12 protein-coding genes are annotated in these 11,190 nt (G+C 44.1%); 1 reads left to right on the top strand and 11 read right to left on the bottom strand.

Annotation, left to right across the window (positions count from 1 at the left end):
* Positions 1–205: 205 nt before the first annotated feature.
* From R7E00_RS16395 to R7E00_RS16385, 3 genes are all read right to left on the bottom strand, one after another.
* On the bottom strand, positions 206–664 hold the full coding sequence (locus R7E00_RS16395; RefSeq protein ID WP_262606453.1) for a hypothetical protein: 459 nt from the start codon (positions 662–664) through the stop codon (positions 206–208).
* A gap of 286 nt (positions 665–950) precedes the next feature.
* Positions 951–1,313: a DUF2750 domain-containing protein gene (locus tag R7E00_RS16390; RefSeq protein ID WP_029801219.1), complete on the bottom strand. Its 363-nt coding sequence runs from the start codon at positions 1,311–1,313 to the stop codon at positions 951–953.
* A 133-nt stretch (positions 1,314–1,446) separates the two neighbouring features.
* Positions 1,447–1,992, bottom strand: a complete 546-nt coding sequence (locus R7E00_RS16385; RefSeq protein ID WP_238951991.1) for a GNAT family N-acetyltransferase — start codon at positions 1,990–1,992, stop codon at positions 1,447–1,449.
* Between the two features lie 246 nt (positions 1,993–2,238).
* On the opposite strand from R7E00_RS16385, the gene R7E00_RS16380 reads away from it, so the two are divergent.
* Positions 2,239–3,201 (top strand): integron integrase, encoded by a 963-nt coding sequence (locus R7E00_RS16380; protein WP_017636093.1) that lies wholly within the window; start codon positions 2,239–2,241, stop codon positions 3,199–3,201.
* Positions 3,202–3,244: 43 nt separating this feature from the next.
* Here the strand turns inward: R7E00_RS16380 and R7E00_RS16375 are convergent, their stop codons facing one another.
* The 8 genes from R7E00_RS16375 to R7E00_RS16340 all read right to left on the bottom strand — a co-directional run bounded on the left by R7E00_RS16375 (position 3,245) and on the right by R7E00_RS16340 (position 11,133).
* Positions 3,245–3,718 carry a DUF2947 domain-containing protein gene (locus tag R7E00_RS16375; protein WP_017820440.1) on the bottom strand — a complete coding sequence of 158 codons (474 nt, stop codon included), beginning with the start codon at positions 3,716–3,718 and terminating at the stop codon, positions 3,245–3,247.
* Between the two features lie 13 nt (positions 3,719–3,731).
* Positions 3,732–4,319: an HD domain-containing protein gene (locus R7E00_RS16370; RefSeq protein WP_005376917.1), complete on the bottom strand. Its 588-nt coding sequence runs from the start codon at positions 4,317–4,319 to the stop codon at positions 3,732–3,734.
* A gap of 1 nt (position 4,320) precedes the next feature.
* Positions 4,321–4,905 carry a ribosomal protein S5-alanine N-acetyltransferase gene (gene rimJ / locus R7E00_RS16365; RefSeq protein WP_005376916.1) on the bottom strand — a complete coding sequence of 195 codons (585 nt, stop codon included), beginning with the start codon at positions 4,903–4,905 and terminating at the stop codon, positions 4,321–4,323.
* A 36-nt stretch (positions 4,906–4,941) separates the two neighbouring features.
* Positions 4,942–6,486 carry a transcriptional regulator TyrR gene (gene tyrR / locus R7E00_RS16360; RefSeq protein WP_262606227.1) on the bottom strand — a complete coding sequence of 515 codons (1,545 nt, stop codon included), beginning with the start codon at positions 6,484–6,486 and terminating at the stop codon, positions 4,942–4,944.
* A 100-nt stretch (positions 6,487–6,586) separates the two neighbouring features.
* A complete protein-coding gene (locus R7E00_RS16355; RefSeq protein WP_005388274.1) occupies positions 6,587–7,627 on the bottom strand; it encodes a YcjF family protein in 1,041 nt (346 codons plus the stop codon).
* Positions 7,624–9,000, bottom strand: a complete 1,377-nt coding sequence (locus R7E00_RS16350; protein ID WP_262606226.1) for a YcjX family protein — start codon at positions 8,998–9,000, stop codon at positions 7,624–7,626. The genes R7E00_RS16355 and R7E00_RS16350 overlap by 4 nt, the downstream gene beginning before the upstream one ends.
* Positions 9,001–9,255: 255 nt before the next feature.
* Positions 9,256–9,441 (bottom strand): hypothetical protein, encoded by a 186-nt coding sequence (locus R7E00_RS16345; RefSeq protein ID WP_005376906.1) that lies wholly within the window; start codon positions 9,439–9,441, stop codon positions 9,256–9,258.
* A gap of 174 nt (positions 9,442–9,615) precedes the next feature.
* Positions 9,616–11,133: a fumarate hydratase gene (locus R7E00_RS16340; protein ID WP_005376905.1), complete on the bottom strand. Its 1,518-nt coding sequence runs from the start codon at positions 11,131–11,133 to the stop codon at positions 9,616–9,618.
* Between the last annotated feature and the right edge of the window lie 57 nt (positions 11,134–11,190).

Genomic DNA, 11,190 nt, shown 5'->3' with positions numbered 1-11,190 from the left:
CCTTAAAAGATGACAACAATGAGTCTCTTGTTTTTATATACAGCCAGAATAGCGGCTTATCGAATTTTCTCATTTTTCCTCAAACAGCTAACGCCCTGTTAAGGGGTGAGCAACGCAATACCAAAGCCGCTGCATACCACCTTAAACACTAAAACCAACGCATAGTGAAAATGCCACGCGTTGCGAATCCCTCTTGAACAGTTTGTTAGCTGCCACCTGCCGCCATTACCGTAGCTCCTACAAATACAGCAGGCGCAACGACTGCAGAATCGATGATGATTGCAGCTGGTGTCGCAACTATTTTTCCTGCCGCTTCAGAAAAGGTAGATGGTTGTGCAATATTTATACGCCGACTCTTTTTTAGCTTTACTAGCGGGAAATCACCCTCTACCGTGAATCGCTTTCCTTTTACTTTTTCCGTAAGTCTAAATTCTCTTAGCAAAGCATCCTTTTTGAAGCCTAGCGACAAAAGTTGATTTTCTAATTCTGCGGTCGGCTCACCGCCTAGCAGTGTTAGCGATACAGTGCCAACAATTGTATTGTCTTTCCTTAGTTCAAATTCGTTAAACGATGGGGAGAAATCTACTTCTCTGGATAAAGTAAGAGCATCTCCAAAATTTTTATTGATTTTGAAAAGATAAGCTGAAACTAGAGGCGGTAACAAATAGCTCTCCGGAATCACTTTTTACGTAGAAGCCATCTATCATCTCTTGCTTATATTCAGGAGCCCAAAGAGCAGTTGTACATCCCGATAGAAATAACGCAACAAGTAATAAGAGTGTTTTCATAAAACTTCCATTTCCAAGCGTAATTAAGTTAAACAATATGGCAGCTAACGCCCTGTTAAGGGGTGAGCAACGCAATACCAAAGCTGCTGCATACCATCTTAATCACTTAAACCAACGCACAGTAAAAATGCCACGCGTTGTGAATCCCTCTTAAACAGTTTGTTAGCTGCGTACCAACATTTTTGCCACATCAATTGCGACAACTTCAGTACCACAGAGGTTTGCATCCCAATTGAGACCCACAAGATGTCCATCGCTATGAATACCTTTTAGCCAATTATCAACGAATGAATCTAGGTTAATTGGAGTTGGGACATACAACTCCCAATCACCAATTGCGACCCGACTTGCGTATGCTCTATCTGACCAAAAAACATAAACTGATGCGTCTGGATACTGATTCGAATTACAAACTGCCCAGCCACCATCAGGATGCTGAAGTCCCCAAACAGTTCGATTTTCGATTACTCTGTCGATAAATCTTATGTAATTGGAACTTGATGTAGCTTTATCTTGGAGCATCATTTTTCCTCTAAGCAGCTAACGCCCTGTTAAGGTGTGAGCAACGCAATACCGAAGCTCCCGCATACCACCTTAAACACCAAACGCAACGCATAGTGAAAATGCCACGCGTTGCGAATCACTCTTGAACAGTTTGTTATGCGTAATTTTTGACGTACTTTGTCATTGCTGTTTCCGAGACTGACAAACCGTCGATTCTATATTGATCTTTGAACTCTCCAACAACATTGAACCCTGCCTTTAGGTAGAGGTTCTTTGCTGGGAAATTCTCTGATAATACACAAAGATCAAGCCAGTCAATTTCAGCTTTTTCTTGGCAGAAATTTATAACAGCATCAATGAGTCTTTGACCAAGACCTTGCTTCCGGCAAGAAACATCTACGCCCATACCTAATAGAACCCTGTGAGAACGGCTTCCATCACTGTGGGGGCGAAGATCAACATGACCTTTGATATTTCCAGAGGTGTCTTTTACAACCCAAAGTTTTCTCCAACCTAAGTCGCCAAACTGATGAGAAAAGCCTTGGATAAACTTATCTTTTGTTGTTTCAGGAATTTCACTTTGCTCTCTGGACATTGGCTGGAAAAGAGGAACTTCTCCATTGCCATTTTCAGACAGCTGATTTTCTAGATACACAAAGAATGAATCTAAATCCGATTTCTCCGCTTCTACTACTTCCATCTAATTCTCGGTACTCCATCAATTACGCATAACGCTTTCTATACGGCGATTTGCCGTTTTTCTGGCAGGCTACCGCCTTCTTTCTTATCAAAAGCGCTATCAATCGTAGCACTTATATGCATGAAACAAATAGAAAAACAGTATGAATATGTGTGGTGGCGCGCGCAATTAGGCGGCGCACAGCACGCTAATTTCAAAAGTGGTGATACATTAACGGAGCTGTATAAATAAACAGGTTAATTTATCATGAAAAGTCAGTTTTTACTTAGTGTAAAAGAGCACATGCTTACTCGTCATTATGCGAATAAAACTATCGAAAGTTATCTTTTTTGGATAAAACGTTTTATCACTTTTCACCAGCTCGCCCACCCATCAACACTAGCAGAAGATGATGTCATTCAATTTCTGAGTTACTTAGCGGTAGAAGAAAAAGTTGCGGTAAAAACGCAAGCTTTGGCGCTGAACTCAATATCATTTTTATATCGTGATTATTTTAAAACCCCACTATCACTTGATATGAGATTTCAGAAATCCTTGACCGAAAAGAAACTTCCCGTTGTGTTAACCAGGGAGGAGATCCGAAGATTCGTTCAGCATATCGACCCGAGGTATAGACTCCATATTCAGCTACTTTACGGCTCCGGGCTTCGAGTTATGGAATGTTTACGCTTAAGAGTTCAAGACATCGATTATGATTATGGTGCAGTTCGCGTTTGGCAAGGAAAAGGAGGTAAAAATCGTACAGTCACATTAGCCAAAGAACTACATGAACCACTCAAAGCTCAAGTTAATTTAGCAAGAAACTACTACTTTAAAGATAGGCACATGCCTGGTTATGCGGGCGTATATATCTCTGAAGGTTTACGACGTAAATACCCAAAAGCGGAGCTAGATTTTAACTGGCACTTTTTGTTTCCATCAACAAAGTTAAGCGCAGATCGAGACACTGGTGAACTCAGAAGGCATCATATCAATGAAAGCGCAATACAAAGAGCTGTAAAGCGCGCGGCAAGCGACGCAAGCATTGAGAAAACTGTAACTTGCCACACACTAAGACACAGTTTTGCCACGCATTTATTGGAATCTGGCGCAGACATTAGAACTGTTCAGGAACAATTAGGGCATACTGATGTAAAAACCACGCAAATCTATACTCACGTTATCGAGCGCGGGGCTGGTGGTGTGTTGAGTCCATTATCCAGCCTTTAGAAAAACAAAGCCACCTCGAAAGGTGGCTTTGTTTTATAACTCTTTATTGACGAACACCGAGTTTCACATTGCCTTTTGAATCAAACCAAAGTGCTTGCGAACGGCGACGTCCTATTAGTATCGGACCATCGTCATAAAAGAGAAAGTTCTTCCAGTGCTTTTTAAAAATAGACCATTTCGTTTCGATGACATTGTACTTCTCGTAGCAAAAGTAAACGGTTACATCGTCTTGCCAATCGATATGTGCCTCAGCTTCCACTGGCATGTCAGGATCGTCCGACTCCCACGCAGCCATCCAATCCACAGTTTCAGACCAATTCGCCTCATTCATTGGCCAGTCTTGGGAACTAAGTCTATCCATATCAGGGCTTTGAGCACTGATATTTTCTTTCCAAAATTGTGCTGAGCGGGCTTGGCTCATCGGCTTAATAAAAGCCAAATCTTCTTCTGGCACAGGCATCGACTGATGCGTAAAAATCCATTTTCTTTGGTATTCGTCCAAAGGCAAATAAGACATTCAGTCTCCTTTATTACGATTTCAGCCAACCTTTCTCTGTGGCTTCTTCAATCAACTCTTTCGCTTTGTCCCATAAGGTAACAGAGCCAAATTCAATTCGTTTATTAATGGTAAGTGCTTGTTCGCGTGAGACACCATGTTCCTTCCAACTCTGACCATTATTATGGTAGTTCAAGAGCATTGGAATTAACCGATCGAGTGCTTTTGCATACTTAGCATCATCGGTCTGCGCGGCTTCAAATTCATGCCAAAGCGCCAATAGCTCTTGCTCCTGATCGCTGGGTAACATACCAAACAAGCGCTCTGCAGCTCTAATTTCTTTTTCTGCTTGCTCTTGAGACGCAGCAGTATCATAAACAAAGGTATCGCCCGCGTCGATCTCTACTACGTCATGTATCAATAACATTTTCATCACTCGGCAAATATCAACAGGTGCATTCGCATGCTCTTCCATCAATATTGCCATCAGTGCGACATGCCAACTATGCTCACCACTATTTTCGAGGCGCCCTTCAGCACTTTTAACTCGAGTTCGGCGCAAAATGCTTTTGAGTTTATCGAGCTCGATTACAAGTGCTAACTGCTTTTCCAATCGTTCCATACTATCGCCCTTCTGGCTGCCAATTCGGATTAATAAGCGACGTTAGAACGTGGTCTTGCCACTCACCATTAATCAAAAGGTAATCTTTTGCATACCCTTCTCGGTTGAAACCTACATGCTCTAGCACAGCTTCACTACGTTTATTGTGAGGCATGTAGCCAGCTTGAATACGATGCAGTTTCTGAACGTTAAACATGTAGTCGCAAGCCATGGTTAATCCACGACGCATATAACCATGCCCTTGCGCTTTTTCAGCGAGAGAATATCCGACGTTACAAGAATAAAAAGGAAAACGACTCAAACTACTAAAGGATATCGTACCTAGCATTTCACCCGAAGAGGCTCTGACTAAAAGGCAATAATACCCCAATCCCATTCGATGCAGCTCATTGAGCTTGATAAGCTTTTGCAACCAACCGTTCACTGAGAAAAAAGCCTCTTCACGTTTCGGTTCAAACGGTTTCAGGTATTCTCGGTTGGCTTGAAAATATTCGGCAATCATATCTGCGTCACCGATTTCAGCGGTACGAAGAAGCAAGTCACCGTCCAACTTATGAACGGCGATAGATGAGCTGTTATCTTCCATTACAAATGATTAATTCCGTCTTTTCGTTCAATTCGATTAATTCTTACGTATACCGTAATCACGCAGTTTATTAGCGATTGAGGTATGCGATACATTCAAGCGCTTAGCAAGCTTGCGGCTTGATGGGAATGACTGATACAAACGTTCCAGAACTTGAGATTCATAATCACGCATGATCTCATCCAAAGAACCGTCGATGTTAAGCGTTGCACTACCAGCGCCGACTGACTGAGGCTGAGGTAAATTGAAGTGATCCGCGTTTAGTATATCACCATCCATTTCCGTGAGCGCTCGAAGAACCATGTTATCCAGCTGGCGCATGTTTCCTGGCCACTGATAATTTGCAAGGGCATCAACTAGACCATCATCAAACTCTGGCTTATCAATCCCAAGCTGTTGAGCATGTTTCGCCACAAACAACTCAAGCAATGGTGCAACGTCGTTTGAGCGCTTACGTAACGGAGGAATGCTGAGCGTAAGTACGTTGAGACGATAATACAAATCTTCACGGAACATTCCTGCTTCAGAAAGCTCGGCAAGGTTATGTTTTGTTGAAGCGATGATACGAACATCGACATGCATCTCATCTTCTGCACCGACACGACGGAAATTACCATCCTGTAGAAAACGTAACAGCTTGATTTGAAGGTGCGAACTCATTTCACCGATTTCATCAAGAAATACCGTGCCGCCATTTGCTTGCTCAAAGATGCCTTTGTGGCCTTGTTCATGATTGAATGAACCCGGCGCATGACCAAAAAGTTCGGTTTCTGCTACATCGTCAGGCATCGAAGCACAACTCAAAACTAGGAATGGCTTGCTCGCGCGGCTAGAACGGCTGTGGCAAGCTTTAGCAAGCATTTCTTTACCAGTCCCCGTTTCGCCCTCAATCAACAATGGTTGGTCAAGCACAGACAGCTTTTTAGCTTGGTTCATTAGTGCTTTATGACGGTTCGATATACCAACAAAGTGCTCAAAACCCAGAGGATTATGCAGCGGTAGTGCTTCTTCAATTCTGGCAACTTGCTGACTAGAGCGAATCGTCATTAGAGTACTCGCTAGAGTCGAGTTTTGCGCTTCGTCTCGGATATAAACGGGCATCAACTCTAGAACATAGTCCAAGCCATCAATCACAAGGTTTTCCCGCGTTCGAGCATTAACACCTTCAGACCAACGAGAGAAACGAACACTTGGTAACAAAGCACCGATTTGAGTACCAATCACTTCTTGCTTGTGAAGGCCAAGCAATGAAAGTGCAGACATGTTTGCCATGTCTACGGCACCTTTAAGATCAATGGCAAAAACCGGATCGGGCAAGTTATCAACTAACGAGAGCAGCTCCGTATTGTGGCGCTCCATCGGCATAAACTGGATTTTACGTACGTCTTTCACCCCCGGAATACGGCGGATTTCAGCCATCAGCTCACTAAACGTATCAAAATCAATATCTGGGCAATTCAAATAGATAATACCGCTAATATCGATTTCGATACCACGCAAGTCGATGCTTTTAGACGCTAAAATATCGAGCAGTTCTCGGGTCAAGCCGAGTCGATCTTCACATAAGACTTCAAGACGCACTTAAAATATCCCAATTCACAACTGTCAGGAAAAGTTGACAGTAGTTTCTATCATGCTTGGAATGGCGTCAAGCAATCCTATCCATCAAAGTTGATATTCGTTACGGTTTCATCGTAATTGATGCAACTTTCGCCGCCACTGCCTTGCGTATGGTGCCCAACTTAACCTGACGGTCAGGATACCAGGGTAGTGGACGCAATAAGGTCATCGCTTTCAAGCCCAAACGTGCCGTTAGAATACCAACACCTAGTCCCTGCCCCGCACGAGCAGAAACTTTGCCAGCAAGATCCATCGACATCAAATCCATACTGGCATCAATAGCGAGCTCACTGGCACCAGCCGCCGCCATATTGACAAATACCGCTCTTAGTAACTTGATGCGAGATGCATAACCTAGCTCTACCCCATATACCTTGGAGAGGTTGTCGATCATTTTGAAATTTCGCCAAGCCACCAGCAACATATCAGCGGCAGCCAGAGGGCTCACGGCGACTAGGGCCGCACACTCGGTTGCGTGCTGTGATACGATTTTCGTTGCCAACTTGTCTTGTTGGCTCACAACCATCGAGTCATACATATCAAGAATTTCAGCGTCACTATGAGCAGGGTTAATACTGTTCTGCCAACGATCAAAGCCCGGATTCTCTGCCATCACACCACTTTGTTCTGCTACGGTTTCGCAAAAGGCTTTCCCTTTCCCAACGCTCTCACTATTAACAAGTGCTTCTGCTTCTTCTTGAACACTAAAATGATTTCGTAGTTTTCGCAGTTTCCAAAGCTCTTTACCCATAGCTCCTAAACCAAGCGAAGCGATCGCAGCAATAAACCCCGTCCAGCTTAAGGCTAGCCAATCAGAAGCCTGAATTGCGGTTATAACCGAGTCCACCGCTTGCCAGCCAACCAGACCAGCAAAAGTTGCAAATGCGCCAGTCGCGAGCCATTTTCTGCCCGATTTTGGACGAATGACATGCTCGAGTTGCAATTCCTGTTCGGTCTCCTGGTGCGCTTCTTTAACTTCAACAGGTACAAATGTTTCTTTTTCGCCGAATGTTTGCTGCGCCGTCAACTCCGGTTGATTCGATTGCTGCTCTTTTTCCATTACCTTTTCAGAGAAAACTTGTTTTTGCTTCAACTCACTCATTTCAATTTATCTCCAATCAGGTAATCCAATGCTTTGTCTAAGCGTATGTGCTTCATTGGCTCATCATTCGGTGAGGGCATCGGACGAAACGACGTAAAATCAAACCCGTTGTTTTGCCAATACGCTGCATTTGGTAGCTTTTTCGGCACCTCTCCGGGAAACATAGTCATCGGCTCACCACCCAATGTTGTTCCTTGTAACGCCGGGATGGTCTTATCTCCAGAGGAAATAAACCCCGTCGTGGTTGCTTGGATGGAAGCGATACTCATGCAGCTCATCTCAATATTCTCGTAGGCTGCCGTTTGCCACGCTGGATGCACCATTTGTTGGAGCAGAGACACCAAATTTGGGTGCTGATCGGGCGTGATATGATCCGCTTTTGTAGCAGCAAACAACACTTTGTCGATTTTTGGTGAGAACAAACGACGCAAAAAGCTACTACGACCATAACGGAAGCTATGCATGATCTGTTCTAGCGCTTGGCGCATGTCGTAAAACGCTTCATCACCAGCATTGAGAGGCTGCAAACAATCCACCAGTACAATCTGGCGATCGAAGGTCGCAAAATGATGCTTATAAAACGCTTTCACGACTTTCTGTTGGTATTCCTGAAAACGGGCTTCTAGCATCGCTAAGTTACTGCCCTTGGGCGCTTTGCTTTCTGAATCAACACGACACGGGAAAAACTGTAGCACCGGCGCGCCTGCTAGCTCACCAGGTAATACAAAGCGGCCAGGCTGAACCCAATGAAGGCCAGAGTCTTTACAAGAATGAAGGTACTCTGTGTATGTGTGTGCAACTTTCTCAAGTAGTTTATCATTCACTTCTGCAAAGAGATCCACTTTCTCCAGTTCAGAAAGCCAAGCTTTGGCTAAATCGCCACGCTGGCCTTTAAGTGCATCAAACTGAGTTTGCGACCACGTTGCAAAGTCCATGTCCAATAAAGGCAGGTCGAGCAACCACTCTCCTGGATAGTCGATAATATCAACATTTAAAATTGCGGTTTTACTCAACAGCTTTTTCGTAGTTTTATTTGGTTTGTACTTGAGCGCTAAGCGAATCTCACTCACATCACGTGTCGGTACTGGCCACTGAGGTGGAGTGGCATGAATTTGGCTCATCGCCTCATCGTAAGCAAAGCGTGGCACCATCATATTCGATTGAGGCTCACGCTTCGCCCCAATAAGGCGCTTATCTCTAGCCGCATTCAAAAGAGGCAAATTGTCATGGGTTGCAGTATGAAGAAGCTGATTCACTAATGACGTGATGAATGCCGTCTTACCGGCACGAGAAAGTCCGGTGACAGCAATTCGAACATTAGAGTCCATACCTCTGTTGATAAAGTCATTAACTTCTTTCTTTATTCTCTTCATTACGCTTCTTTATCTTACTCCACTTTAAAACAACGTTGTCAGCGACTTCGAATTTCGAGCTATGAATACTGTTCTATCCCGAATCCTATGAGTTTAACTTTATATACCTTAATAAAAGATGAACAAAACATCCGGCTTAATGCTGTGTTAAAAAAGAAAAGCCCCTGAGTGGTTCAGAGGCTTACTTAATCTACAGCATTAGTAACTCTATATGCGCTGATTACTATGTTAAACAGGAACCCGCTTTCTTTAAGCCTAGTCGTCTTCGATTAACTTATAGATAACAAATAGAGCGATTTCTAAAATCAACCACAACACACATGTGATGGTCACGTACTTTTCATCAAAGATGCTGATACCGTGAAGAATCAAGTCATAGCCAACAAAGCCACCTATCACTACAGCAAGAATAATTTGTAGAATCTGAATAAAACGAGGCATGCCGTCTCCTAATTATTGTTCGCATAACGTTTGATTGCTATGCCTAAAGGTTTATATCCTTAATTATATAGACAAAAAGTGCAGGTTTCGCTGCACTTTTGTCAATTGTTTGCTAGGTAAATCAGCACCTTGTCACATTCTCTCTACTGAGACGCAGCAAGATTGCCCTTTGCCTTATGCTTCCATCTCTTGAATTTTCACTTTCCAAGTGTCTGGACCAATTTGGTGCGCGTTAACACCATTTGAGTCGACAGCCACTGTTACTGGCATATCTTCAACTTCAAATTCGTAAATCGCTTCCATACCTAAATCTTCAAATGCGACAACACGAGCTTTCTTGATCGCTTTCGCCACCAAGTACGCAGCGCCACCGACAGCCATTAGGTAAACCGCTTTGTGATTCTTGATAGATTCAACCGTTGCAGGGCCACGCTCAGCTTTACCGATCATGCCCATGATGCCGGTCTTTTCTAGCATCATGTCGGTGAATTTATCCATACGCGTAGATGTTGTTGGGCCAGCAGGACCAACGACTTCATCACCAACTGCATCGACAGGGCCTACGTAGTAAATGAACTTACCGTTTAGATCTACGCCTTCAGGTAGACCTTCACCGTTATCTAGCATGCCTTGAATACGTTTATGCGCAGCATCACGACCAGTCAGAATTTTACCTGATAGAAGAACCGTTTCGCCTGTCTTCCACTCTTGTACTTCTTCTTTAGTAATTGTATCTAAGTTTACGCGACGCGTATTTTCGCCCGCTTCCCAAGTGATGTCTGGCCAATCTTCTAGTTTAGGTGGTGTTAGCTCTGCTGGGCCGCTACCATCAAGCGTGAAGTGCACGTGACGAGTCGCCGCACAGTTCGGGATCAAACAAACAGGCTTAGAAGCCGCGTGCGTTGGCGCAGTTTTGATTTTAACGTCGACAACAGTCGTCAAACCGCCAAGGCCTTGCGCACCGATACCAAGTTTGTTCACGCGATTGAAGATATCCAAACGAAGCTCTTCTTCTGCGTTTTGTGGGCCACGGTCAATAAGCTCTTGAATATCGATGTGTTCCATTAGAGATTCTTTTGCCAATACCGCTGCTTTTTCAGCCGTACCGCCGATACCAATGCCAAGCATGCCAGGAGGACACCAGCCCGCCCCCATTGTTGGTAGCGTTTTTTCTACCCACTCAGCAATATCGTCAGATGGGTTTAGCATCACCATCTTAGTTTTGTTTTCGCTACCGCCGCCCTTCGCAGCGATCTGAATTTCAACTTTATCGCCCGGTACCATGTTGATATGTACGACGGCAGGCGTGTTGTCTTTGGTATTAATACGTTTACCAGCAGGGTCCATAAGTACTGACGCACGCAACGGGTTATCAGGGTTCGTGTACGCTTGTCGAACACCTTCATCTACCATCTGCTGAACCGTCATGTCGGTCGAATCCCATTGCACGCCCATACCGATGTTGACGAAACACGTCACAATACCAGTATCCTGACAAATTGGACGGTGACCTTCTGCGGACATTCGGGAGTTAATTAAGATCTGAGCAATCGCGTCTTTAGCGGCTTGGCTCTCTTCGCGGTGATAGGCTTTTTCAAGAGCTTGAACAAAGTCTAGCGGGTGGTAGTAAGAAATATACTGTAGCGCATCAGCGACACTGCTGATCACATCCTGCTTGCGTATTACCGTCATTACATGCCTCGTTATAGTTATGCTTCCATTATTGGCTTGGCTTCAATCGTGTTTGTT

Origin of the sequence: Vibrio sp. Vb1755 (genome assembly GCF_033338635.1) — a bacterium.
GTDB classification, from domain to species: Bacteria; Pseudomonadota; Gammaproteobacteria; order Enterobacterales; family Vibrionaceae; genus Vibrio; species Vibrio alginolyticus.
This window is presented reverse-complemented; position numbering and strand designations above follow the sequence as displayed.